This window comes from Heyndrickxia acidicola (assembly GCF_001636425.1).
Lineage (GTDB): Bacteria > Bacillota > Bacilli > Bacillales > Bacillaceae_C > Bacillus_AE > Bacillus_AE acidicola.
Genome location: NZ_KV440953.1, coordinates 616,179 through 641,033 on the forward strand (window position 1 = coordinate 616,179; position 24,855 = coordinate 641,033).

Sequence of the window (24,855 nt, forward strand, 5' to 3'; positions counted from 1 at the left end):
CTTTAAATGTAACGTCTAAGTATTATATAAGTAATAACTAATCTATATATCTATGTTATATATACCGCAAAAAAAGGGGGTTTTGGATAATCAAATTTATCATATACAGAAATGGAGTAGATATAATGACGAATTATTCAGTATATATTAAAAGTTTACAAGCAAGTGATATTTGGGAAGCTAATCATAGAAAAAACCGTCCTATTAGAGAAACGGAATTTAAGGGAATGATACCTTACAGTTTAGAATCAATTAAACTTAAGCAGACTGGAATGCATGTGTTACCTTTAAATGAAAATAGAAAAATCAGTTATGATGTTGTCAATGTTAAATTTGAAAGTAAGGTAAGGCCTGGTGAGGAAATAAAAAATAATGTTGACACATGGATTGCAAATAAAGAGAACAGCATTAAAGCAATTGAATTAAAACTAAATAAAGAGAAGAAAGTTAAAACAAGAGTTAATTTGAAAAATAAATTAGTAGATCTAAAAAATGAATTGTCTTCATTGATTCAACTAAAAGAAGAATTAAAGAAACCTAATTTATCTGAAGAGTGGAATGAAGTGAAATTAGATACTCTAAGATATGATTTATATGAGAATGGTTTTAACCTTGAAATATTTGATAAGAAGACTAAAGCAAATAAATTAGTACACTTTAAATTTTATAAAAGAAGCACCTCTAAAAGTCGCAAAGGTGAAGCATGGTTTATCCGAGAAGAATTATTTGAAGAAATGTCTACTTGGTCAAATATGAGATTAGATTTTGATAAAGAAAATCTTGATTTAAGTGGTTTAATGGCCTATGAAAGCTTAGTCACCAGTAGTTTGATTGATACGATTGAGATTGATCCAGATTCAATTTTAATTATTGATAAAGTGGTTAGTAAATTTGAGAAAAAGGTAAATGTTATTGGTCTTAAAGATGGAATGCTACATAGTGAACCGAAACGACATACAATTGAAAATGAATTATTTGACGGCAGCTCATTAATGGATTCCAGCCTATTTGAAGGTGAATTTGTAGATAAAGGGTTCTTATTATTGAGAAATGCGTTTTTCAAAACTGCAGCTTTTAATACGGACTTACAAGGTTTCTTTAAGGAGTATTATGGTGATGATGCGTATGAAACCGCAACAGTTAAAGATATGTGGAATAACGATGTACCAGTTAAATCAATTAAGTTAGTAATAAATCCAAGTGATTTAAAATGTCTTAAGTTTGACTATGCCACTGGCGGGAAAGAAGCTATGTGGGGGTGTTGGAAGAAGTTTGTTAAAGATGAAATGCGCAGTTTGTTTGGTGTATGTAAATATGAGAAGGAATCAAAACGTATGGATGAAGATGATAAGAAAAATGGAATTAAATATCAGCAACTTTCATACCAGATGATTAACTCATTACCAGCGTCTTTTAAGCAAATAGAAAAGTTAACTACATTCGAGAAGGATTATATAAGTCAACTTAAAAATAATCCTGAAAAGTTAATGCAATACCTAGAAAGAACTCAAAATAACACAAATTCAAATAAAATGTTTGTTGATATTTATAATATAGAACCAAACATTGTTGACACCATGATTTTCCGTAACTTCAAAAAAGAAGTTATTCGTAAATATCGTGAACAATTACAATCAGGAAAAATTAGAGTTCCTGGTGATTACTGTGTGATGGGCGGTAACTTAGTTGAGTACCTACTTGCGACAGTTGGGGAAGTTAAAGGAGAAATTAATGATCCTCTTGCATTGAAAGATAATGAAATATTCACTACATTATTACCTGCTGGGGATGTAATTGGATTCCGTAACCCGCACGTATCTCCTGCAAACTGCTTACATGTTGTTAATGTTCGTCCTGACTTAGAAGAAAATCCTGATGAAAGATTTAAATACATAAAGTTTTTCAGAGTTACAGATAACATAGCAATTGTTAATTCAATTGCATTTGCAATAAATGATACGTTAAATGGTTGTGATTATGACTCGGATACCTGTCTTTTCACAAACGATAAAGTATTAACAGAAATAATTATGAAAAATAAAAATAAATACCTTGTTCCAGTTAACAATATTCCATTAAAACCAAATAGCCCTGAAGTGAAGTATCGTTTAAATAATAAAGATAAAGCAAGAATTGATTGTAAACTAAGCCTTAGTCAAAGGAGAATAGGGAAAATTACTAACAATGGGCAATTAGCTGCTTCGATTATGTGGAATGAAAAACATAAAAAAGACGGAAAAAAAGTAAATAGGTTATTGAATATCGTTAATGCATTGGCTGTTTGTTCTGGGCTTGCTATTGATGGAGCAAAACGTGAGTATGATTTGGATTTGGATAAACAAATAAGACATTTTAATAAAATTTTAAATGGCATGTTGCTTACTTATGAAATGGAACAAGAAGGAGAGGTTAAAGATAAAAAAGACAAAACTAAAACTGTTAAGGAAATTAAAAAGAGAGTAATCAAATTTAAACCGAAGTTTTGGAAGTTTGTTAAGGAAGAAGACAAGAAGAAAAAGAAAAAAGAAGTGGATGGAGTAGTTTGGAGAGATCCATCTAAAGAGGAATACTACAACACTCCGATGGATTGGTTAGTTTTTCAAATGTCTAAAATCAAACGAGGAAATGGTGTAGATGAGCCGAAACAGTTGATTGCTTTACTCGTTGATGGTCGGATTAAAGACGGAGATAGAAGAAAACAGCATATCATTGAGGAATTAGCATCTGAATCTCAACAAGAAAAAAATCAACTTTATGTACTGAGTCTTGAGGAAGAAGAACAAGTTAGAGAAGCTGAATTCATTATGGAAAAGTACGATAGAAAAATAAGTAAAATTAAGATGGATAGAAATACAATGTATGCCTTATTAGCTAAAATAAGCAAACGTACGGAAGGGGAAGAAAGTAACGTTCGTAAAGATGGAACAACATATCCTAACCTACGCATCATGTTACACCTTTATAAGGCATATCCAGACTTATTCTTGTCAACTTTTAAAAGTAATACAAAAAACGTACACCAAGCAGTCTAGAAAGCTAGTAATATCAAGGTTTTGTTAGGATTTTACAAGTGGCTATATGAGGGGGAACTGGAACACGAAGCATGCATAGTCGTGGCACTGAACACATAGGTGAAGTAAGTGACTTTTTCCCTTTTTTCATTATTATTCTCTCCTATTTTATAAGAGTAAGAGATCGGGTACTCAAGCCTGGTCTCTTATTTTTGTTTTTTATTCTAAAAAAAGACCATCAAGTGACCTCCACTATCCTACTTAACATAAGTATAACTAGTGTTGTTTAATTTTGCAAGTTTAAATTTGCATAAAGCGTAAAAATTTTGGTTTATGTTTTCTGGAGATTTAAACAGCAACGTTGTGAAATGTAGCGTCCAATTTATAAAAAATACAGAGGTTAAGCTTCCCGAAAAAGCGAAGGAGACTATATGGAAACAATACAATTAACTGAGGAATTAGGGTTATTACCAATCCTTGAACCAGACAAGAAAGAAAGAAGGCAAATATTTAAACAGCAAGCTATCGAGCGTACAGGGCAAGTTAGAATGAATAACATGGGAAGTTTGATGGTAGTTGACGAATATAACAGTTCTACTGATGTATGGATAAGATTCCCACAAGGAAATTTGGTTAAGTCAACTTGGCAACAGTTTTTATCAGGGAATGTAAAGAATGTATGGGATAAGAGTGTTTTTAATGTTGGATTTATCGGGGGAGGAAAATATAAGATCTCCGAAAATGGAAAGCCTACATCTACCTATATAACTTGGCATGCAATGATGACTAGATGCTATAGTGAGAGAGTCAAAGAAAAACAACCTACATATAAAGATTGTAGAGTTACTGATGAGTGGCATAATTTTCAAAACTTCGCGGCTTGGTACGATGAGAATTATTACGCTATTGAAGGTCAAAAAAGAATGGATTTAGACAAAGATATTCTACATAAACATAATAGAATATATAGCCCAGATACATGTGTTTTTGTTCCGCATGACATAAATTTACTTTTCGTTAGACGTGAATCTTTAAGGGGTTCGTTACCAATTGGAGTAAAAAGAAAAGGTAATAAATTTGAAGCGCAATGTAGAGAAGGGAATAATAAAAGAGGGTATATAGGTCTTTTTGAAACTCCTGCAGAAGCATTTAAAGCATATAAATCATACAAAGAAAAGCGTATTAAAGAAGTAGCCGAGGCTTACAGGAGTCGGATTCCTGAAAACCTCTATCGTGCAATGATTTCATACAAAATTTCAATAAACGACTAATCCTACGCCAATAGATATTAGTCCTAATTCAAATACATAATAACACGTATAAATATCAAAGACAAGTATAAGTAAGAAAACAAATGAAGAGTTGGAAACGCCTACATAACTTGAAAATTACTTTATTACAAAACGATGGTTCACAATGAACTTCTGTTTGTAGGGTTTAGGGTGAACCTAGCAAAATAAATTAGTATCTGTATTCAGAAAATCCTCTCTGTTAAATCAAAATTATTCCAATTTATTGTATAATTAGAGTATACAATAAATTGGAGATGGTGTTTATGAACATAGGAGAAGAAATTAGATATATTTTAAATAAAATTAAAAAGAGTGAAGGCCAAAGGATTCATATGAAAATTAGATTATTGGGTGTTAGTTTATATACTTTTAATAAGAATGGTGCTGAATTGTTGGCGATATTAAATCGATTTGAAAAAGATACAGCCTTTGCGATGGAGTTAATGTCCGCTCCAAAGAGGGATGGCAAATTTGAGACTACTTTAGATGAAGTTTCTAGGCTTTTTCATAACTATCTTGCTGCATCTATGACTCTTGTTGATCATACAAGAAAATTTTATCAAGATGAATACCAGGGTGAGCATTTTGATGAAGAGTATAATGAAATGAAAAACAAGACATTTGTTGAAAATTCTTTAGCCGGTTTTATAAAAGATATTAGGAATTATAGTGTTCACAGAGCACTACCTATTACAGGAGCTACTTTGACATATAGCCGAGACAAAAATCCGTCACATACTATTTACTTACTTAAAAGTACTCTTCTAGATTGGGATGGCTGGAAAAGTGGGGGTAAAGAATTTTTACAAAAACAAGATGATAAAATTAGTCTAATAACACTTGTAGATGATTATTCAAGACTTGTACAAGATTTTCATAATTGGTTTAAAAAACGACAAATGGATATTCATAAAGATGCTCTGATTGAGTTGGAAATATTAAATCAAAAGAAGAGTGAGTTAACTTTTAAAGTCCAAGAACGATTTAACAATTAAAGGACTTTTGCCTTCCTTGAAGAATATTGTAAATGGTAAATATTTGGATAGGAGTGATTTTGATGAATAACATTGATAACAGCATACTCAAAAATATAGAATTAATGAATGAACAAGAAGTACGAGATTTACTTTTTGAATTGTTTTCTAACATAGCACATGTGGGTATAGGTGGAAAAAGTGAAAGTGACCAGTTCAAACAACTGCGTTCAATTTATAAGCAGAAAATTGTTTCTCCTCAAAAGAAAGAAATTGAGGAGGGGATTAAATGAGTTTTGAAAAAGAAGTAATAAAATATGTAAATCAAATGGATAATATGGAGGCAAAAGAGGCTTTAGGTGCAGTCTTCACAAAATTTTTGAAAATTGGTAAGAATGGATATACAAAAGAAGATTGCTTCAAAGAAATTGAAGTGATTTATCGTGATTTTACTATGAAAGTATTTATTAAATAAATTAATCGCTGCGCCCAGTAAAAGGGTGCTTTCTTGTTTGTCAAATAGTAAAATAGTTGCAGATTATAGAAGGTTATATATAATTATCCTCTGGAGGGATAATATGAAATATAATCGCTTAAGTCAACTTAGCAATAAAATTATCCGTATAGTAAAAATATGCAGAATTTTATTAGTTTTTCTAGTTTTGAGTTGGATTGTAACCGTTCCAGTCTTTATAAGATCATTAATACCACCTATAAAAATAAGTGCTTTTTTATTAATACTTTTAGGAATTACAATATTGTTACATATTATAATTCGCTTGTTTAAAACTCATATTAAATCATTAAGATTAGAGTATAAGTCATTAAACCAGCAAAGTCAAAAATCATTTTATAACTATAGAAGAAAATAATTGGTATCATTTACTAAAAAATCTCCAGATTTTGCCGATAAACTAGGTGAATACATCTAGGAGGTTAAAGGGATGAAAAAGAGAAAAGTAGCATTAGGGTTAACAGGAGCAATTATTGCAGGTTCATTATTTTCTGCTGTAGGTGCTGGAGCAAGTGTGTCCGTAAAGTCTTTGGAACAACAAATTAAAACTTTACAAGCTTCAAATGCATCGAAAGATAAGCAAATTAGCAGCTATAAGAAGCAAATTAATGATTATAAAAATCAAATTGCTTCAAAGGATAAGGATGTTAATTATTATAAGTCCTATGCTGTTACACCTTTAAAAACAAAGGTTGCTTATCAAGGAAATGTATTAAGCGGTAATTATCAAGTAGGGAATTCATCTGTACCTGCATTATTCAGCTATAATGGAGTTCGCTATGCACCGGTCAATCTAGTAGGGAATTTACTGGGAGATAGTGCAAGTTATAATGGATCAAGTGATACAGTATTCTTTGGAGCTGTTCCAAGTGGAAGTTATTTGTCTGACCTAATAAGTCCTTATGAGTCTTGGAACACAATGGCTGTAAATCAAAAAATGACAATGGGTGGTCAAAATTATACTAAGGGATATAGTATGTATTTTGGTGGAGATGATACCGGATATTCGCTCAATTTAAATAATAAATACTCACATCTTACTGGAACATTAGGATTTGAAGACAATGCAGAAAATTATGATACAAAAATTAGTATTTATGGTGACGACAAATTACTGGGGACATTCGATTTAAATAAAGATGAATTACCTGTTGGAATTGATTTAAATATAGCAGGGGTAAAAAACCTAAAAATTACATCTGTTGATGCTGGGCAAATTGACTTTGCAAATATAATTGTTAATTAAGTTGTTTCTTATAAGAGTAGCAGATAAATTATAGTTTTAAACCAAAAAAAGATAATAATTATTTATAAAGTACCTCTTTATGGGGTGCTTTTTTATTTTTCTTTTTTATCAAAAATAAAAACATCATAAGGGGATGTCTAAGATGAAATGGTTAAAGTTATTTACTAAGTCATTAGTACAGTTGGTAGTCCAATTATTTTTTATAATCTTATTGGCAACAATATTTATATTGGCATTAAAGATAAGTATATATCTGTCATTAACATTCTTTGTGTTAATACTTTTCGGTTCATTTGTTTTGGAGAATTACGTTAAGGAAAAGAAATATGGAGGCAATGAATAAAGGAATTATCACTCATATTATCGAATTGTGTAGATGAATGTGAGGTGATAAGAATGGATCTTAAAGAGTATCGTCCTAAATCTGAAAAACGTCCAGATGGCATTTATGGAGTAATCAGACATAGAATTACAAATGAAAAATTGTTTGAACAAAAATGTGATAACCATGAAATTGCTTTAAATGTCTCAGAAGAAGAATATAGAAGGTTATTAAATAATTGAATTGAAATTAAGCATCCATTATTGGGTGCTTTTTTCATTCCATAAAAAGACGGGAATGAATCGTGACACTTATAAGCGTAGGTATGGAACTGTGAGAAGGAAATAAAAAAAGCCCTAAATCATTAGGACTAAATACTTTTTGTCATACCACATTTACGACACTTACGAAGAAATCCTTCAGGGCCAACTTTACTTTGAAAGTGGGCATTTCCGCAATTATCACAACGTCCAGGAGATACATCTGGATATTCTTTAAAGTCATAAACAATAGTTGTGTCATAACCATTGAATTCTTCTTTAGTTTCTTCTGCCAATGTTGTTCACCTCTTTTGATTCAACTTTTATATTTTAACAGAATGGAATCGAAATAGGGAGAAGCGAAGGAAATGAACGATCCATTAGTTGAGCGACATGCAAAACTGATTGAGTATCATATCTAAACGAAGCAGCATGATCTACCTGACGAAATCAAGTATGTACTTATCTATATATAAGATAAAGCAATATATATAATGTAAATAACAAATTAAATAAATAAAATATATTAAATCATTTAAGGTGATTCATAATGGCAAGAGAACGTGATGAATTAGATAAGATATATAATACTGCAAGATGGAAAAAAGCACGTAAGACTGCATTGGTTAGGGATAACTACTTGTGTCAGGAATGTCTAAGAAGAGGATTGATTACTCAAGGTAATACAGTTCATCATATCATTCCATTGCGTGAGGACTTCAGTAAAGCATTTGAATTGGATAACTTAGAAACAATCTGTATGGAATGTCATAACAGGGAACATCCTGAGAAGTCTGGTGGAAAGAAGAAAGTTAAAAATTCTCCAGAAGTTTACAAATTTTATGGGAATAACGATGAATTTTGAAAAATATACCGCCCCTACCTTTAAAATATCTAAAACTATTCGTTTGAAAAACGGTGGGGACATTCCTTTATAATAATACCGCCGATCAATATTTTTGACATCTTGAAAATAAAAAAAACACCACGGCTTAAAGTCTTGGTGCTGTAAGGTTTATCCTACACTGGAGTTATCAGTTTGTAAAGGATGAAAAACTCTTTGAAGATTTAAATCACCGGAAAAATTTTTTGTATTATTTTCTTTTTCAAAAAGGCTCAGAAAAACATCTACGATTTCAGGATCAAATTGAGTTCCTTTATTATTACGTATCTCGTTTAAAGCATCTTGTAAGTCTAGATCATTTCTATAAACACGTTTAGAAGTCATAGCATCAAAAGTATCTGCAACTGCAACAATTCTTGCTGCTAACGGTATTTGATCTCCCTTTATTTGTAATGGGTATCCTTTGCCATCATACCTTTCATGATGGAATAAAATAATATCCAGAATTCCATTATCTTTAAAACTTGATACATGTTTAAGCATTTCAAAACCAATAGTTGGATGAGACTTTATATAATTGTATTCCTCATTAGTTAATTGATCGGGCTTTGTTAAAATTCGTTCCGAAATCCCAATTTTGCCAATGTCATGTAATAATGCACCTATTTGAATATTGTTACAAATGGCTTTTGGTAGTCTCATTTTATTTGCTGTTTCAACCGCATATTTAGCAACATTTTCTGAATGATTCATTGTGTATGAGTCTCTAGAATCCAAAGCATTAGAAAGAGCAGTAACTAACTCTAAATTATCTTGTTTAACTTTTTGAATATTAGTGACTAGACCAACAGTTATAAAGGTAATTAATAGATAAGTTAATAAAAAAATAAAAAAAGTTACTAAGCTATAAGAGGAATCTAGTAGAGGATAAAATCTGCATATAACAATAATTAATGTGAAAAAAATTAAAAACCAAGTAGGTTTCTTGTAGAAGCCAATACCTAAAAATATTGTTGACAAAACATAGAGTATAAAGAAATTTTCGTGTTGCAGAAAAAAATTGTTCAATAAAATACTTCCTAATAAAATTATAAAAAATCCGTAGCGATAGTATAAGGGGTTACTTAACCATTGGTATGAAATATTCACCATATCCTCTCTCAATTTTGTATATATGGTAATTACAGTGAAAATAGCACCTTATTGTAAATTACCATAATTACTGTGAGCAGGAAATAAACATCTAAAAAGTAATATATTTAAAATTATTAGGAAATATCAATCTAGAAATATTATTCTAAAAAATCTATTTTTTTAGGGTGGTGATAATATGCCAACGCCAGCAAAGCCGGCTAAACTTCAACTTATACAAGGTAATCCAGCAAAGAAAAATGTAGAAGAGCTTGAAAAACGCGCTGCAAATGAAGAAAAGCTAAAAATGAGTGCTGAAAATGTTGTTCCTCCAAGTTGGCTAGATGCAACAGCTAAAAAGGAATTCAATCGACTAGCTAAATTGTTAATCGGAATTGAATTGATCAATGAAGCAGACATAAATACACTTGCTTTATATTGCGATGCTTTATCAGAATATCTTGCTTGTAAACGTGAAATTAAAGCTAAAGGAAAATGGATCGACAATAAGCCAAGTCCTTTTTATTTACGGAAGAAAGATGCTGCAGCTCAAATGAGGGTATTATCTGCTGATTTAGGACTTTCACCTTCTGCAAGAGCTAGATTAGCAATCAACTTGAGCACAGAAGAAGATGATGAAATTGACATCTAAACCAATCTTAGAAATGAATTTTACCGAATTAACTCAATGGTGGGAGGATTATAAGAAAGAACAAAAATCTTGGGGCGGAATATTAGTTGAACCTTATCCTGAATTACTGACAACTTGGTATGCAGAAAGGTTAATTGATGGTACTATTCCAGCTTCTAAAGAAAACATTCAAGCTGCTAAACGGCACATGTTTAACCTATCTAGACAAGGTACAGAAGCCTTTCCTTGGGTATTTGATGAGGAATTAGGACATAGACCTATTAGATTTATAGAAACTTACTGTAAACCACCTGAAGGCGAATATGACACGATTGTACTTCAACCTTGGCAGCACTTTATCATTGGTTCACTGTTTGGATGGATCAATCCAACTACAAAAGAAAGGTTATATCGTCAAGCAGTAGAAATTGTAGGCAGGAAGAATGGTAAGACAACAATGCAATCTGGATTATCTATATACATGGCTGGATTTGATGGTGAAAAAGGTGCAAATGTATATATTTTAGCAAATGCAAAGGATCAGGCAAACTTACTATTTAATAAAGCTGGTGAAATGTTAAAGTCATCACCAAAAGTATTAAAGCAGTTTAAGAACAAAAGGTCAGCTATTGAGCATCCAGCAACCTTTTCAAAGATTGAATCACGTGCATCAGATTCTAGAAAACTTGATGGATTGAATACACACTTTGCAATCTTCGATGAAATAAATGAGTTTAGAGATTACAAACTAATTGAAGTAATAAAGAAATCACGTGGTACAAGAAAACAGCCTTTAATCATGTATATAACAACGTGTGGTTACGTTTTAGATGGGCCTCTTATGCAATACTTAGAAAACGCTAAAGAATGCTTAGATAATATTGAAGAAGATACAGATGAACGTACATTTTATTATGTAGCAAAATTGGATGACCCTAAAGAAGCTGATGATCCTGAGATGTGGATTAAAGCAAATCCTAATATTGGTTTGATGCAATTTGTATCACTGGTAATGGATTGGAAGCAAGATAAAAAAGTACCTCAATCTAAAGCGGATTGGTTAACAAAACAGTTCAATATTATGAGTGATATTAGTGAAATGTCCTTTGTAGACATAGCAACAATTAATAAGAACAACCGTGTTATTGATATTGAAACATTAGTTGGACGAGAAGCAGTAGGGGGCTACGATCTTGGAGAAACCGAGGACTTCAGTAGCGCATGTTTAGAGTTTCCACTTGATGATGGCTCTATTTTTATATTGTCTCATTCGTGGATACCACAGGCACGTTATGACCGTGATAATAACCAACAAAGATTAGATGAGTGGATACAAGATGGATATTTAACTGTTCTTCCAGGCGCTTATGTTGATTATGAGCCAATTCTTGAATGGTTTAAAGAGAAATCAAAGATATATAACATTAGAAAAATTGCATATGACAGAGCTAAAGCCTTATTCCTAAATGGTCATCTTGAAAAACATGGATTTGTAACTGAACAAGTCGTTCAGGGATTTGTTACTTTAGGGGGAGCGGTTCAAAATTTTAAGGAATTGATGCTTGATGGAAAGGTTGTTTTTAACAATAACAAGATGTTCAGATGGTATTTGAACAATGTAAAGCTTGTTGAAGATAGAAATCGTAACTGGTTGCCTAAAAAACAAGGTAAAAACAGGAAAATTGATGGTTTTGCAGCTAGTTTAAACAGTCATGTTTTCGTTATTCCTATGCTCATTAAACCTCTTGGAAAACCAAAAGTAACCTTTATATCTGTATCAGATTTAAGAAATATGCGATGAAAAGGAGGTGATTAAATGAGTATGTGGAGCAAAATGAAGCAAAGAATCTTTAAGAATTTTATAAAAAGTCCTGTAAATAGGTTGGATTTCACTAATTTACAAGGGAGTTACTTTTTCGGTTCGGCTGCAGAAATGCATGAATCAATATTTAGTGCTGTAAATAAAATGTCAAATATGTTAGCGAGTCTTCCAATAGAACTTTATGACGGTAACTATAATAAGCCTACTGATTGCCCTGAATATAATTTACTTAGTAATGGATTTCGTTATTTTACTCAATTTGATTGGCTAAAAGATGTAGAAACTATGAGGAATCTAACTGGAAATGCATACATGATGAAATTTAGAAATGTTAATGGACAAGTCGTGGATTGGGGGGTAATTCGCTCAGATGCATGTGAGCCATTAATAGATTTAAATAGTGGTGAATTATGGTACTCAATTTCTGCTGTTGATAATCGTTTATTTCAACAAACTATGTATGTACATTGTAGCGAAATTCTTCACTTTAAACACATGCGTTTTAATGGAGTGAAGGGTATTAATCCAATTAAACTATTACAGGGTACATTAGATTATGACCAACAAATACGTAAAATCTCTTTGGATCAGCTTATTGGTAATAATGAAGGATTTATTGTTAACTTTGAAACCCAAATGGATGATGATGCAAAGAAAGCATTAGTTCAGAATATAGCAAGCTTTTATAAAGAAAATGGTGGAATTCTCATTGAAGAGAATGGTACTACAATTAAACGTATTGAACGTGAATTAGTTGATACTAACTTAATTAACGTGGATAAGGTTACTAGATCTAAAGTCGCCATGGTCTATAATCTTCCGGAACATTTCTTAGGTGATGCTAATTCAAATTATGCTTCTCTTGAACAATTAAACTTGGAATTTCTAACTGGAAACCTTAGACCTACCCTTACACAATACGAACAAGAGCTTAGTAGGAAATGTCTAACAGATGCACAAAGGGCAAAAGGGTATCATTTTAGGGTTAATTATCGTAGTCTGCTGAAAGCTGATCTTGCAACAAGCACAGCGTACTATCAGGCGGCTATAAGAAATGGATGGATGACTCAAAATGAAGTTAGGATGTTAGAAGGAAACACACCATTTCCAAGTCCAATTGCCAATACATTGCTTATGAGTGGGGATTTATATCCTATAGATACTCCTATTGCAGACCGTAAAGGAGGTGAGAAACAGAGTGAAAGCACAACACAAAACACCAACTAAATTTTGGAACATGCAACTTACAAGTAATAATGAAGCCGATGTTTACATTTTCGGTGAAGTTGTATCAAGTGGCTATGAATATGCAGATTCAGATGTATCAGCAATGACTTTTAAGAATGATTTAGATGCTTTAGGTAGTGTCAGTACAATCAATTTACATTTGAACAGTCCAGGTGGAAGCGTATTTGATGGAATGGCTATTGGAGCAATGTTAAAACAAAATAGTGCTCAAGTTAACGTCTATATTGATGGACTTGCAGCTTCAATTGCCAGTGTGATCGCTATGAGCGGTGACACTATTTTTATGCCTTCAAACGCAATGATGATGGTGCACCAGCCGTGGTCGATGGTAATCGGAAGTGCAGAAGAAATGAGAAAACAAGCAGATACACTGGATAAAATTAGTGCATCTATGAAGCAAACTTACTTATTTAAAGCTGGTGACAAGTTGAATGAAGAAACATTAGACACGCTACTAAACAATGAAACTTGGTTATCTGCTCAGGATTGTATTAATTACGGTTTAGCAGATGAAATTTTACCAGCAAATCAAGTAGCAGCAAGCATTTCTGAAGATTTGTTTGCCAGATACAGTAATGTACCTAAGTCATTACTACATAAAGAAGAACCTGTTATTACACATAACGAAGTTAGCAACAAAAAGCAAGAAGAAAAACCAAATCTAATACAACAAAAACTAAAACTTTTGAAGGAGTTAAACTAATTATGAATATCGAAACAATGAAAAACGCATGGATTTCTGCAGGACAAAAAGTATCTGACGTACAAAATGAACTTTCTATGGCTGTTATGAATGACGAAGTAACTGCAGAGGAAGTTAAAGCACTACAATCTAAATTGGAATCTGCAAAACTTAAACGTGATGTTGCTAAAGAACAAATGGAAGAAGCTCAATTAAATGCACAAGCAACTTTGGTAATGAACACTGAAGTTAAACCGTTAACAAATAAAGAACAAGATCAAAAAGCTAAATTTATCGCTGATTTCAAAGGTCTAATTAAAGGTGATCCTGCTGTTAAAGCATTAGTTAGCTCTGAACTTGATTCTAACGGAAATGGTATTGGCTTAACTATTCCACAAGATATCCAAACTGCTATTCGTAACTTAAAGCGTCAATATGATGCTCTTGAGCAGTATGTACGGGTAGAACCAGTAACTACACTTTCGGGATCTAGGGTTATAGAAAAATGGACAGACGTAACAGCATTACAAAACTTGGATAATGAAGATGAAGTTCTTGGAAACAATGATGATCCTCAACTAACTGTTATCAAATACCTTATTTCTCGTTATGGTGGACTTTCCACTATCACAAACAGCTTATTGAAAGATACTGCTGAAAATATCGTTGCTTATATCACACAATGGATTGCTAAGAAATCCACTGTAACAAGAAACGCTAAAATTCTTAGTGTAATTAATTCATTACCAGCAGCACAAAAGAAACCTATTACGTCTGTAGATGACATTAAAGATATCTACAATGTTCAATTAGACCCTGCTATTCAAGTAAGCTCTATCTTCATCACTTCTCAATCTGGATTCAACATTTTAGATAAAGTTAAAGATGCATACGGAAGATATTTGCTTCAACCAGATCCATCTGCACCAACTCAAAAATTATTGTTTGGTAAACCTGTAAAAGTAATTTCTGACAAATGGTTAGCACCTGCTGGAACAGCACAAGCTCCATTGTATCCACTTTTCATTGGTGACTTGAATGAAGCTGTTACTCTATTTGACAGAGAACAAATGTCTCTTGCAACAACTATGGAAGGTGCAGGTGCATTTGAAAAGGATCAAACTATTGTCCGTGTTATTGACCGTTTTGATGTTGCACTTGCTGATTCAGAAGCTGTTGTATTTGCTCAATTTGGTGCTATCGCTGATGAAAAACCATCTGCATAATAAGGAATGATGAGGTATGACCTTACAATTAAATGATATTAAAACAGCATTGCGTATTAATACTTCTGTAGATGATTTTATGCTTCTTACATTTATGCAAGCTGCATCTGATTATGTAAAAGGTGCTGTAGGAAGTGAAGACAATCTTCCAGGGTTCTATGATGAGAATCCTAGATTTGACACTGTAGTAATCATGCTGACAGACCATTATTACAAATATCGTACTGCTGTAACTGATGCATCTAATAAGATGCAAGTTGTGGAAATTCCCTTTGGGGTAAAATCCCTTATTCTTCAGTTAAAGGGGAGTTATGCATGGCAATTACAAACACAGGCCAACTCAACGAGTTAATTAACTTTAATAAGAAAGTATCAACAAAAATCAATGGTGTTGCTAAGACAAATTATGTTCCAGTTGCTTCAGGTATATATGCTGCAGTTTGGACACAAAGCGTTAAAGATAGAATTACGAATATAGGTAACGGTACAGCACATGCCGTTACTTTTATTATTCGTGAAGATCAGGACTTTGATGTTACAAACGATATGACAATTTCTTATAACGGCTTAACTTACGAAATAAAAGATGTTAACCATGATGTACATAAAAAGTGGATGACCATCATTTGTGAGGTGAGTAAGCTATGAGTGTAGAAGTGGACATGAGTGGTTTAGATGCTATGTTTAGAAAACTAGCTTACCAGACTGAAAGCGGAGGTAAAAAAGCTTCTAGTGTTGGTGCAGCTATTGTAGCTGAAAAACTCAAAGAAAATACACCAATTGAGTATACATCAGACCGTAAATGGAAAGCCCAACGTAAATGGGAAACTGAAAACGGTGTAACCCATGAGTTTAAACACATGAAGGATGATATTACCCTTTCTGCTCCTAATGAATTGGGTGAGATTGAAGTTAAATATGGTAAAGATACTGCATGGCGTTCTAGGTTCGTAAATGATGGAACAATTAAGCAGGATGGACAACATTTTGCTGAAAAAACGGTTACTGAAACACATGAACCAGTGAGAGTTGCCATGCAAGAGATTATTAATAAGGAAGTGAATGGGTTATGAGTATTTTAACGGATGCTTATAACCTTATTTGTGCTCCAAATAATCCAATGGGTTTCCAAGAAAACTTTGTCTTTTTACATTCTGTTCCTGAAATCATGGAAGATGATACAAAAAGTGAGGATGCTCCAATCTTGGTAAAAATAACACATCTTCAAAATGCACGTAGCAATTTTGCAAGTAACCATAGTAATTCCCTTTCAACACAAGTTCAGATACAGGTTTGGTATAACGTTGATGATGCATTAGCAGATTCTTATGATAACCTTCTTAACGACTATATGGAAAACAATAGTTTTTACTCTACAGATGCAAGCTACATAGCTAAAGATCCAGATGTTGAAAAATTATATTTAACCGCAAAGTTTAGGAAAACAAAATTTTAATTTAAAAAGAAAAGGATGATTATAAAATGGCAACAGTAGGTTTTGATAAAGTAATTCTAACAGTTTTAGATGAAAATGAAAAAGCAGTTCCAGCAAAACAATTTACTTTAGATGGTAAGAACAGCAAGAATGGTGTTGTTGAAGCAGCTATTACAGGTCTAGCTCCAACCATGACTAAATCTTATGCTTCAAACATGGCTATTGACGTTTCTGCAAAAGGTACTGGTGACGTTAAAGTTGATTTATCAGTTTTCAACTTGCCTGATGATTGTATGGCAGCTATTACTGGAATGCAAAAAGTAAATGGAATTTATCAAATGGGTAAAGATAACCAAGCACCTTATGTATCTGCTGAATTCATTACTTCAGATGTAGATGGTAACGTACTTCACATTGCACTTCTTAAAGGAATGTTTGGTGCTCCTGATTCAGATTTGAAATCAAATGATGCTAACGTTCAAACTGCTCAAGATAAAATTTCAGGTGAATTTATTTCTCGTTTCTCAGATGGTAATGTATATGGTAAAGCTAATGAAGCAGATACAGACTTCAAAGCTGAAATTTGGGAAACCTTTGTACGTCCAGTTGCGGGTGCATAATAACTAATAACTCATAAGGCTAGGGGAATAATCTCCTAGTCTTTTTTTATGATTTTTACAAAAAAACAACTAAAACTTAAATCGAAGGAGATATGACAAATGTTAAGAATTGAATTATTTAATGAAAAAGGCGAAAAAGTAGTACATGAACAACCGTTTATTTCAGGGAGAAGAGTACGTGAAGCCCTTAAAATGCAGGATGAATTTGAAAGAAATATTGAAATAACACAAACTGAAACACTTGATAAAATGTTAGAATTTGTTGCTGGTTGTTTTGGAGAAAAAGTAACAACTGACGCTATTTTAGACGGTATTGCTGCGCCTGAACTTATGGATACATTAGCAAAAGTAGTAGCTCAAGTAATGGGAAACGAGGAACAGGGCTTGAAGGAAGTGGCAAAGAAAGCCCAAAAATAACTGCTGGTCAGGCTTTAAAGGACTTGAATAAAATGTATATGGATTTAATTGAGTCAGGTACTATGTCGTTTAACGATATTGATGAAGCCGACTATTATGGTCTTATTGATTTATTATCATCAAATGAAAAACAAGACGTTATGACAGGTGCAGAGTTCTTCAAAACTATCTAAGAAAGGAGGAATATAGCATATGTCAGAAGGCGTAATTATTCGAGTTGGCTTAGATGGTTCTAAGGTAACTCAAAGTTTAAAAGCCCTAAAAGCAACAGTGGCAGCTAGTACTAGCCAGATGAAAGCAGAAATGCAGATATTTAAAAATGCTGGCGATGAGCTAGGTAGTCTATCTGCTAAACATGAAGGATTAACACGTACCATTAAAGCTCAGGATATACAAATTGAAAAATTAGTTGAATCATATAAAAAAGCCAAAGAACAGGCAAATGGTAATACTGAAGCTACAATGAAATATGCAAACCAGATTAACAGTGCCAGAGCAAAGCAGGAATCATTTAAAAAGCAACTACAAGATACTGAAATTGCGATGAATGATTTTAAACGTGGTACTAATGGAATCAGAGACAGTTTATCTCTTGCTACACGGGAAACTAATGCAATGATTGATAAGTTAACTGCACAAGGTAAGTCATTAAGAGCCAATAAGCAGGAGTATATTGGTCTTAGTGCTCAGATGAAAGAACGTACTCGACTTATTGATGCAGAAAAATTGAAGCTTCAAGAGTTGATTGATAAAAAAGGTGCAGATAGCCTTGCAACAAAAAATCAACGTGTGGCTATTTTGGAGTTAGAAGCGGCACAATCAAGCGCACTTTCACGTTATAACACACTTAAACGTGAAGTAGGATCATCTTCAGATTTGAGTCTAGCCTTTAGACAGAATATAAATAAACTTCAATCCTCTATATCTAGCATGGGTGATAAAATAACTAATGCTGGACACTCTATGACAATGGCTACATTGGGTATCGGTGCTGGATTTGTGTATGGTACTAAACAAGCTGTTGAATTTGAAAAGAAATTGAATGATATTAAGTCTTTAATGATTTCGGATGGTGAATCCACTAAGGAAGCTACAAAAATCACTAAAGATATGACAACTCAAGCCAAAGAATTATCAAATAAATATGGTGTATCTATACAATCTATTGGTGATGCCTATGAAACAATGGTGCGTAAAGGCGATACAGGTAGACAAGCAATGGCAGCAGTTGAAAAGATGATTAAAGCATCTACTGCTGCAGGATCTGACTTTAAAGAAACTACAACAGTATCAATGAACGTCATGGAACAATTCTTTGACAAAACTAAATCAGCTTCTAAAACTGCTGAAAATACAACAAAAGTTACAAACGCAATGGCTTATGCTGCTGATCATGGTTCAGCTAAGTTTGTTGAATTAGGTTATTCCATGAACTATGTTGGTGACTATGCAAAAGCTGTTGGTTACTCCATGGAAGATATGTCTGCTTATTTAGAAGTTATGTCTAGGCGTGGAGTTGAAGGTACTAGTGCAGGTGAAGGTTTAAGGGGAGTAATGGCAAGTCTAGTTAAACCATCTAAACAATCTGCAGAAGCAATGGCTGATATTGGATTAAAAACAAAAGACTCAACTGGTCATCTTATGAAGCTATCGGGTATTGTTGAACAATTAAGGGAAAAGCTTAAATTCACTAAAGATAAAAATGGAAATATATCTTTAGATGCAGATAGTGCCAAACTGGTTTCAAAAATGTTTGGACGTACATCTCTTCCTACGATAACAGCTTTAATGACACAATCTGGTAAGCAGTTGGATGAATTTTCAGCAAAGATTAAAAAGGCTGAATCAACGGATTATGCAGGTACTGTTACTAAACGTATGATGCAATCTGGACAAAACCAATTGAACAAATTCAGAGAATCGTTAAAGAACTTTTCCATGGATATATCAGCAACTATGCTTCCAACACTTACAGGTGTAGTTCAAAAGTTAAATTCATTAATGGTTAAGTTTGATAAATTAAGTCCTACAACGAAAAAGGTATTTGCAGGATTTGCACTAGGAGCAGCAGCATTTGCCCCACTTGCAATAGGTGTAGGTTCGGTGTTTAAAGCAGTTAACCTCACTATCTCAGGGGTTAGGGCATTAAGCAGTGGAATAATAAGGCTTGCTACTTCTGAAAAATTAGTTGCTGCAGCTACAAAAGTATGGACAGGAGTTCAATGGCTATTTAATGCTGCGATGGATGCAAATCCAATTGGAATTGCTGTAGTAGCTCTAGGAGCATTAGTAACAGCTATTGTTATTGCCTACAATCATTCTAAGACATTCCGTAATATAGTGAATGAGGTATGGGGTGGTATTAAAAAGGCATTTTCAGTTGCTGTTGAATACTGCACAAAAGCATTAAAAGAGTTAGGTAACTACTTTAGCAATGTATGGAATGACATGAAGAATGTTTTCAAGAATGTCTTAGGCTTTTTCGGAAGTGAATTTAATTTTTGGAAAGATCTTTTCACTGGAAAATGGAGTAAATTGTTTGGGGATATTAAAACAATCTTCTCGAATGGTTGGAAACTTATTAAATCCATCTTTAAAACTGAATTTGACTACCTCAATGATTTAACTGGTGGAACATTAGGTAAAATGTGGAATAGTGTTTCTGGTATTGGTGGGAAAGTTATTAACTATTTCAAAACTCTACCTGGAAAAATGGCAGATGGAATTAGAGCAGGAGCTAAAGATTTAGGTAATGCAGGAATATTTATAGGAAATAAACTCATTGATGGTGTTCAGGGTGTTTCAAATGGTGTAATCAGTGGAGTCAACTGGATACTGAAAAAAGTGGATATGCCTACAATTCCAAGTGTTAATATGCCACATATTCCCTACTTTGCAAAAGGTACATGGGCAGGAGATCCATATGCGTTTACAGGTGGATTGGCTCATGTTGGAGATGGTGGAAAACATGAATTAATTAGATTCCCTAATGGACAATATGCTGTATCTCCAAATAAAGACACTTTAGTTAATTTGCCTCATGGTACATCTATATTAGGTGGAGATAAAACAGAACAATTGTTTAAATCTGGTTCAGTTCCTAAGTTTTCTTTAGGTACTTGGCTAGGTTCTGCAAAAGATTTTATTGCAGGTGGTATTAATAAAATTAAGGATATTGGTTCTTATTTAGTAGACCCAACTAAACTTTTGAATACAGTTGTTGCAAAGTTTGCAGGAAGTTCAATTGCTAAATTAAGTGGAACATTCCTAGATATGGCTAAAGGAGTTACAAAATTAGTCATCAATGGTGCTAAAAAGGGTATAACTGGTTTATTTCAAGGTAGTGTAAATGTACCTGGGAATGTAAAATCATGGATTGCAAACGGTATGAGCATTGCTGGTGTTAGTGGTTCAAATTGGGCTAATGGATTAAGTACTATTGCTATGAAAGAAAGTGGTGGTAATCCAAACGCTATAAATTTATGGGATTCTAATGCAAAAGCAGGACATCCTTCTGCTGGTTTAATGCAGATGATTAAATCTACATTCATGTCTTATGCTGTAAAAGGTCATACAAGTTGGATGAATCCAATTGACCAAGTAGCTTCTGATATTGGTTACATTAAATCACGCTATGGTTCTATAAATAATGTTCCTGGTCTTAAATCTCTATCTAAGGGTGGAAAGTATGTTGGTTACGCAACTGGAACTCCATATCATACAGGTGGAGATGCAATTCTAGGTGATGGTGGACAATATGAGCCTTATTTAACTCCACAAGGAAAGTTTGGTATCAGTCCTAATGTACCAACATTATTCAAAAACTTACCTGCTGGAACAAAAGTATGGTCATCACTTACAAAAATGAAAGAGGATATTCCTTTCTTTGCAAATGGTACATCTTCAGATGCGTTAAAGAAAGCACAGGAAGAACGTAAGAAAGAAGAAGAAGCAAGTAAAAAGGCAGAGGCTGCACGTAAGAAAGCAGCAAATGATGCAACTACCGCACTTAAACAACGTATTGCAGATTTAAAGACAGATTACCGTATAGGTGCTATTAGTCTAAAAAGTTATGTATCTCAATTAAATTCACTTAGAAATGCACACGGTTCTACTGATACAACTCGAAATACGATTAAGAATAATATCTATTCTGCTGAAAAAGGTTCATCATCTGCACAAGCTACAGCAGAACGTAAGAAAGCGGCTGCAGAAAGTAAGAAAGTATCAGATATGATTGCAACTGTTATCACGGATTACAGAGCAGGGAAAATTAATGCTAAAACGGAAAAGGCAAGATTGGATGCTATTCAAAAGAATCATAACCTTTCCACACAACAAAGGAATAGTATTGTTTCAGCAATTGGAGTTGCTTCAAGAGCTACACAAGCTAAACTTAACCATTTTAATAATGGAATCAAGAGTGCAGCTACCACATATTACAACAGCATTAAATCCATATCTGATAATTTAAAATCAACAATTGCAAGTAATAAATCCAGTGTATATGGTACATACGGTTTATTTGATTCTGTTCAAGCTAATCCTATGGCATCTGGAACTAACCTTACTGACAACCTTATGCAACAGGATCAACAATTGAGCCAATTTAACTCTGTTATTGCTAAGTTAAGAAAAAGAAAAGGTATGTCATCTGCACTTGTTGATGAAATTGAACAAATGGGTGCTCAAAATTTACCTCAAGCTTCTGCTATTGCTGGAATGAATCAATCAGCATTAAGTAATTATGTTAGCTTGTGGAAGAAAAAGAATGATGTATCCAACACAATTGCAACTGATATGTCACATGCTGATATTGCTTCTGCAAAGTCTCAAATGGATACAGCAACAGCAACATTTAAAGCTAATTTAAAGGCTGATGCATCTAAGTATTATCAAAGTGGTTTTTCCATTGGTAAATACACTGTTTCAGGGATTGTAAGTGGTTTTGATGCTATGGGTGGAGCTTTACAGTCTGCTACTACAAGCATAGGACATACATTGATAAATACCATAAAGAAAACGCTAGGAATCCATTCACCTTCAAGAGTAATGAAAACTTTAGCTGGATTTACTATTGATGGAATAACTACTGGTTTAATAGATAATGCACACCGGGTTGTTACAGCCTCTAAAATCATTGCTGGGCATATTACAAGGAATATTGTTCCAGTGACAAATACGGATGCTATAAATGGCTTATATAAAGTTGTATCAACTCCTAATAGTGGTGCTAATCATGTTCAGCCAAAAAGTACTAATACTGATAACAATGCAATACAACAACAACAGTTAGAAGCTCAACTTCAACAAAATCAATTACTTATGACTCTTGTTAATCAATGGGGGAATGCACAGATTATAATGGATAAAATTCCAGTCGGTAAAATGATTACACCTGTAGTAACACAAGAGCAAGCAAAGAATACTTCACGCAGTAACATGGTTATGGGAGTGAGAACAACTTGATAATACCTAATAATTTTACCTTTGCGGGTCTGGATGCTTATTCAGACCTTCATTTGGTTGTTAATGAAGTAAAAATGTACGTTGCTCCAACTTCAGAGCAAGTTACACAAGAAATACCTGCTATGGTTGGACGTTACAAATTACAAAACAAAATGACTTATAGACAAATAGATTTAGATGTTACGTTAATGTCTACAACGGATGCTGAACGTTATGATTTTAGAAGTATTGTTGCAGATGCTTTATTTACCCCTTCGGACGGTGACGGTGAACTAGTCTTTGATGATGACCCTGAAGTTACTTATTATGGACAATTTACAACTCCACCACAATGGGCACGTATAGACGCAAGAGCTACCTTCACACTAACTTTCATTGCCAATGATCCTTACGCTTATTTACCACAGGTTGACATGCCATTGACAGCTACCAGTACAAATATTGATGTTCAAGGTACTCAACCTACAGAACCAGTTATTTCTGCTGTTGTTAATCAGGATATTACGTTTTTAGGTGTTTCTACTGCTGACCGTTATGTTTATCTAGGTCAGAATATAGATTTGGATGCAGCTCAAACTCCATTTGCAGCAGAAACAGTTTTAATTAATGATGCTATGAACAATTTAGCACTATGGGATGTTATTACTGAAAATGATAAAACTTTTGTTACCATTAATGGAACTATTGATGGGGGATTTAGTCAAACCACAGATGTTATCTATGTAGATAAAAACGCAACAGGTTCTGTAGGTTATGGTTCAGGTTCACGTTGGCATGGCCCATGTATTAGACGAATGTTAAGCCAATCTGTAGATGATTGGAGTATTGAAGCACGAATAAACTTTGTTCCATCTGCAGCAACTGAACAAGGAAAAATGAGTTTGATATTACTTGGGGAGAATGCTCAAGCTATTGGTTTACTTGAAATTAAAGATGCTGATATGAGGGAAGATGTTAATCTTGCCATTAGTATTGGTGGCTCAAATGGTCAAGGACAAATAATTTACTCAGGTGGTTCTTCAGATGCTCAGTATACTCATCAAGTATTAAAGTATAGAAAAGTAGCTAAAACAGAAAAAGTAAAGCATACAACCTATGTTAAAAAGAAAGTACGTGGGAAGTGGGAAACTGTTCCAGACGTTTATTACACAACGGATACTTATTATGTCAATGATCCTTACTATGAAATAGTAACCGATAACAATCCACAAGGCGGTAACTTAATACCTGCTGTCTCTTCATACGCTAATGTTTACGGAGTTATGAAACTTCAAAAAGTAGGTACAAAATTTACAGCAGGATTTGTATGGCTTAATCAAGATTTAACAGAACAGAAGTCTTATAGATGGGTATTTAATGACACAAATAATCAATACACCAGTAAATTAGCAGGTGTAGCAATATGGACTGCAGCGAATGCTACAATTCCACCAACCAATTGGATGAAATGGACAGATTTAAAAGTGTATAGAGAGAACTCAGGAAACACGAATAACAATCCACCTGTTATCGCTCATGCAGGGGATGAAATTCAAATTGATTGTGAAAGTGGAGTAGTGTTTAAAAATGGAGCACGTTTTATGACTCCATTATCTCTAAACTCACAATGGTTGAAGCTTCAAGGTGGAGATACATCCACAGTTAGTGTAACACCATTTGATAGTGCTTCTTGGAATTTATCTTATCGACCTAAAATGTTATAAAAAAGGAG

General features: G+C 33.4%; 23 protein-coding genes. 21 read left to right on the top strand and 2 right to left on the bottom strand.

Annotated elements, in window-relative coordinates; all coding sequences use genetic code 11:
* Positions 1-125 precede the first annotated feature (125 nt).
* From A5N88_RS02885 to A5N88_RS24655, 7 genes are all read left to right on the top strand, one after another.
* The gene (locus tag A5N88_RS02885) at positions 126-3,032 is read left to right on the top strand and encodes a hypothetical protein (protein WP_066262838.1); all 2,907 of its coding nucleotides are present in this window, start codon (positions 126-128) and stop codon (positions 3,030-3,032) included.
* A 410-nt stretch (positions 3,033-3,442) separates the two neighbouring features.
* Positions 3,443-4,282, top strand: coding sequence for a hypothetical protein (locus A5N88_RS02890; protein WP_083952989.1), 840 nt, complete (start codon positions 3,443-3,445; stop codon positions 4,280-4,282).
* A gap of 284 nt (positions 4,283-4,566) precedes the next feature.
* Positions 4,567-5,298 (top strand): hypothetical protein, encoded by a 732-nt coding sequence (locus tag A5N88_RS02895; protein ID WP_083952990.1) that lies wholly within the window; start codon positions 4,567-4,569, stop codon positions 5,296-5,298.
* A 62-nt stretch (positions 5,299-5,360) separates the two neighbouring features.
* Entirely contained in the window at positions 5,361-5,570 is a 210-nt protein-coding gene (locus A5N88_RS02900) for a hypothetical protein (protein WP_066262840.1), read from the top strand.
* The gene (locus tag A5N88_RS02905) at positions 5,567-5,752 is read left to right on the top strand and encodes a hypothetical protein (protein WP_066262841.1); all 186 of its coding nucleotides are present in this window, start codon (positions 5,567-5,569) and stop codon (positions 5,750-5,752) included. The genes A5N88_RS02900 and A5N88_RS02905 overlap by 4 nt, the downstream gene beginning before the upstream one ends.
* A 469-nt stretch (positions 5,753-6,221) precedes the next feature.
* Positions 6,222-7,037 (top strand): NPCBM/NEW2 domain-containing protein, encoded by an 816-nt coding sequence (locus tag A5N88_RS02910; protein WP_066262843.1) that lies wholly within the window; start codon positions 6,222-6,224, stop codon positions 7,035-7,037.
* A 396-nt stretch (positions 7,038-7,433) separates the two neighbouring features.
* On the top strand, positions 7,434-7,601 hold the full coding sequence (locus A5N88_RS24655; RefSeq protein WP_157090583.1) for a hypothetical protein: 168 nt from the start codon (positions 7,434-7,436) through the stop codon (positions 7,599-7,601).
* Between the two features lie 128 nt (positions 7,602-7,729).
* On the opposite strand, the gene A5N88_RS02920 is transcribed toward A5N88_RS24655, so the two are convergent.
* Positions 7,730-7,915 (bottom strand): DUF8096 family protein, encoded by a 186-nt coding sequence (locus tag A5N88_RS02920; RefSeq protein WP_066262849.1) that lies wholly within the window; start codon positions 7,913-7,915, stop codon positions 7,730-7,732.
* Between the two features lie 254 nt (positions 7,916-8,169).
* On the opposite strand from A5N88_RS02920, the gene A5N88_RS02925 reads away from it, so the two are divergent.
* A complete protein-coding gene (locus A5N88_RS02925) occupies positions 8,170-8,484 on the top strand; it encodes an HNH endonuclease (protein WP_066262851.1) in 315 nt (104 codons plus the stop codon).
* A 150-nt stretch (positions 8,485-8,634) separates the two neighbouring features.
* Here A5N88_RS02925 and A5N88_RS02930 read toward each other — a convergent pair whose 3' ends face one another.
* Positions 8,635-9,531, bottom strand: a complete 897-nt coding sequence (locus tag A5N88_RS02930; RefSeq protein WP_066262853.1) for an HD-GYP domain-containing protein — start codon at positions 9,529-9,531, stop codon at positions 8,635-8,637.
* Between the two features lie 262 nt (positions 9,532-9,793).
* Here A5N88_RS02930 and A5N88_RS02935 point away from each other — a divergent pair, with 262 nt between their 5' ends.
* The 13 genes from A5N88_RS02935 to A5N88_RS02995 all read left to right on the top strand — a co-directional run bounded on the left by A5N88_RS02935 (position 9,794) and on the right by A5N88_RS02995 (position 24,847).
* Positions 9,794-10,246: a phage terminase small subunit P27 family gene (locus A5N88_RS02935; RefSeq protein ID WP_066262856.1), complete on the top strand. Its 453-nt coding sequence runs from the start codon at positions 9,794-9,796 to the stop codon at positions 10,244-10,246.
* Complete coding sequence (locus A5N88_RS02940) at positions 10,227-12,026, top strand: terminase large subunit (protein ID WP_198160163.1); 1,800 nt, start codon at positions 10,227-10,229, stop codon at positions 12,024-12,026. Before A5N88_RS02935 ends, A5N88_RS02940 begins: the two co-directional genes overlap by 20 nt.
* 15 nt (positions 12,027-12,041) lie before the next feature.
* The gene (locus A5N88_RS02945) at positions 12,042-13,274 is read left to right on the top strand and encodes a phage portal protein (protein ID WP_066262858.1); all 1,233 of its coding nucleotides are present in this window, start codon (positions 12,042-12,044) and stop codon (positions 13,272-13,274) included.
* Positions 13,246-13,998, top strand: a complete 753-nt coding sequence (locus A5N88_RS02950; protein ID WP_232317509.1) for a head maturation protease, ClpP-related — start codon at positions 13,246-13,248, stop codon at positions 13,996-13,998. The genes A5N88_RS02945 and A5N88_RS02950 overlap by 29 nt, the downstream gene beginning before the upstream one ends.
* A 2-nt stretch (positions 13,999-14,000) precedes the next feature.
* Complete coding sequence (locus tag A5N88_RS02955; protein ID WP_157090584.1) at positions 14,001-15,203, top strand: phage major capsid protein; 1,203 nt, start codon at positions 14,001-14,003, stop codon at positions 15,201-15,203.
* Positions 15,204-15,219: 16 nt separating this feature from the next.
* A complete protein-coding gene (locus A5N88_RS02960) occupies positions 15,220-15,555 on the top strand; it encodes a head-tail connector protein (protein WP_066262863.1) in 336 nt (111 codons plus the stop codon).
* Entirely contained in the window at positions 15,519-15,851 is a 333-nt protein-coding gene (locus A5N88_RS02965) for a phage head closure protein (RefSeq protein ID WP_066262865.1), read from the top strand. Before A5N88_RS02960 ends, A5N88_RS02965 begins: the two co-directional genes overlap by 37 nt.
* The gene (locus A5N88_RS02970) at positions 15,848-16,276 is read left to right on the top strand and encodes an HK97-gp10 family putative phage morphogenesis protein (RefSeq protein ID WP_066262868.1); all 429 of its coding nucleotides are present in this window, start codon (positions 15,848-15,850) and stop codon (positions 16,274-16,276) included. The genes A5N88_RS02965 and A5N88_RS02970 overlap by 4 nt, the downstream gene beginning before the upstream one ends.
* A complete protein-coding gene (locus tag A5N88_RS02975; RefSeq protein WP_066262871.1) occupies positions 16,273-16,659 on the top strand; it encodes a DUF806 family protein in 387 nt (128 codons plus the stop codon). The genes A5N88_RS02970 and A5N88_RS02975 overlap by 4 nt, the downstream gene beginning before the upstream one ends.
* Positions 16,660-16,685: 26 nt before the next feature.
* On the top strand, positions 16,686-17,258 hold the full coding sequence (locus A5N88_RS02980) for a major tail protein (RefSeq protein WP_066262873.1): 573 nt from the start codon (positions 16,686-16,688) through the stop codon (positions 17,256-17,258).
* Between the two features lie 99 nt (positions 17,259-17,357).
* Positions 17,358-17,675 carry a phage tail assembly chaperone G gene (gene gpG, locus A5N88_RS02985; protein WP_066262876.1) on the top strand — a complete coding sequence of 106 codons (318 nt, stop codon included), beginning with the start codon at positions 17,358-17,360 and terminating at the stop codon, positions 17,673-17,675.
* A 192-nt stretch (positions 17,676-17,867) separates the two neighbouring features.
* Positions 17,868-23,144: a phage tail tape measure protein gene (locus tag A5N88_RS02990; RefSeq protein ID WP_066262879.1), complete on the top strand. Its 5,277-nt coding sequence runs from the start codon at positions 17,868-17,870 to the stop codon at positions 23,142-23,144.
* Positions 23,141-24,847, top strand: coding sequence for a distal tail protein Dit (locus tag A5N88_RS02995; RefSeq protein WP_066262880.1), 1,707 nt, complete (start codon positions 23,141-23,143; stop codon positions 24,845-24,847). The genes A5N88_RS02990 and A5N88_RS02995 overlap by 4 nt, the downstream gene beginning before the upstream one ends.
* Positions 24,848-24,855: the final 8 nt, after the last annotated feature.

Excerpts from the sequence above, each read along its gene's own strand:
- A5N88_RS02885 (WP_066262838.1), top strand. The coding sequence starts at position 126 with ATGACGAATTATTCAGTATATATTAAAAGTTTACAAGCAAGTGATATT.
- A5N88_RS02890 (WP_083952989.1), top strand. The coding sequence starts at position 3,443 with ATGGAAACAATACAATTAACTGAGGAATTAGGGTTATTACCAATCCTT.
- A5N88_RS02895 (WP_083952990.1), top strand. The coding sequence starts at position 4,567 with ATGAACATAGGAGAAGAAATTAGATATATTTTAAATAAAATTAAAAAG.
- A5N88_RS02900 (WP_066262840.1), top strand. The coding sequence starts at position 5,361 with ATGAATAACATTGATAACAGCATACTCAAAAATATAGAATTAATGAAT.
- A5N88_RS02905 (WP_066262841.1), top strand. The coding sequence starts at position 5,567 with ATGAGTTTTGAAAAAGAAGTAATAAAATATGTAAATCAAATGGATAAT.
- A5N88_RS02910 (WP_066262843.1), top strand. The coding sequence starts at position 6,222 with ATGAAAAAGAGAAAAGTAGCATTAGGGTTAACAGGAGCAATTATTGCA.
- A5N88_RS24655 (WP_157090583.1), top strand. The coding sequence starts at position 7,434 with ATGGATCTTAAAGAGTATCGTCCTAAATCTGAAAAACGTCCAGATGGC.
- A5N88_RS02925 (WP_066262851.1), top strand. The coding sequence starts at position 8,170 with ATGGCAAGAGAACGTGATGAATTAGATAAGATATATAATACTGCAAGA.
- A5N88_RS02935 (WP_066262856.1), top strand. The coding sequence starts at position 9,794 with ATGCCAACGCCAGCAAAGCCGGCTAAACTTCAACTTATACAAGGTAAT.
- A5N88_RS02940 (WP_198160163.1), top strand. The coding sequence starts at position 10,227 with ATGATGAAATTGACATCTAAACCAATCTTAGAAATGAATTTTACCGAA.
- A5N88_RS02945 (WP_066262858.1), top strand. The coding sequence starts at position 12,042 with ATGAGTATGTGGAGCAAAATGAAGCAAAGAATCTTTAAGAATTTTATA.
- A5N88_RS02955 (WP_157090584.1), top strand. The coding sequence starts at position 14,001 with ATGAATATCGAAACAATGAAAAACGCATGGATTTCTGCAGGACAAAAA.
- A5N88_RS02960 (WP_066262863.1), top strand. The coding sequence starts at position 15,220 with ATGACCTTACAATTAAATGATATTAAAACAGCATTGCGTATTAATACT.
- A5N88_RS02965 (WP_066262865.1), top strand. The coding sequence starts at position 15,519 with ATGGCAATTACAAACACAGGCCAACTCAACGAGTTAATTAACTTTAAT.
- A5N88_RS02970 (WP_066262868.1), top strand. The coding sequence starts at position 15,848 with ATGAGTGTAGAAGTGGACATGAGTGGTTTAGATGCTATGTTTAGAAAA.
- A5N88_RS02975 (WP_066262871.1), top strand. The coding sequence starts at position 16,273 with ATGAGTATTTTAACGGATGCTTATAACCTTATTTGTGCTCCAAATAAT.
- A5N88_RS02980 (WP_066262873.1), top strand. The coding sequence starts at position 16,686 with ATGGCAACAGTAGGTTTTGATAAAGTAATTCTAACAGTTTTAGATGAA.
- gpG (WP_066262876.1), top strand. The coding sequence starts at position 17,358 with ATGTTAAGAATTGAATTATTTAATGAAAAAGGCGAAAAAGTAGTACAT.
- A5N88_RS02990 (WP_066262879.1), top strand. The coding sequence starts at position 17,868 with ATGTCAGAAGGCGTAATTATTCGAGTTGGCTTAGATGGTTCTAAGGTA.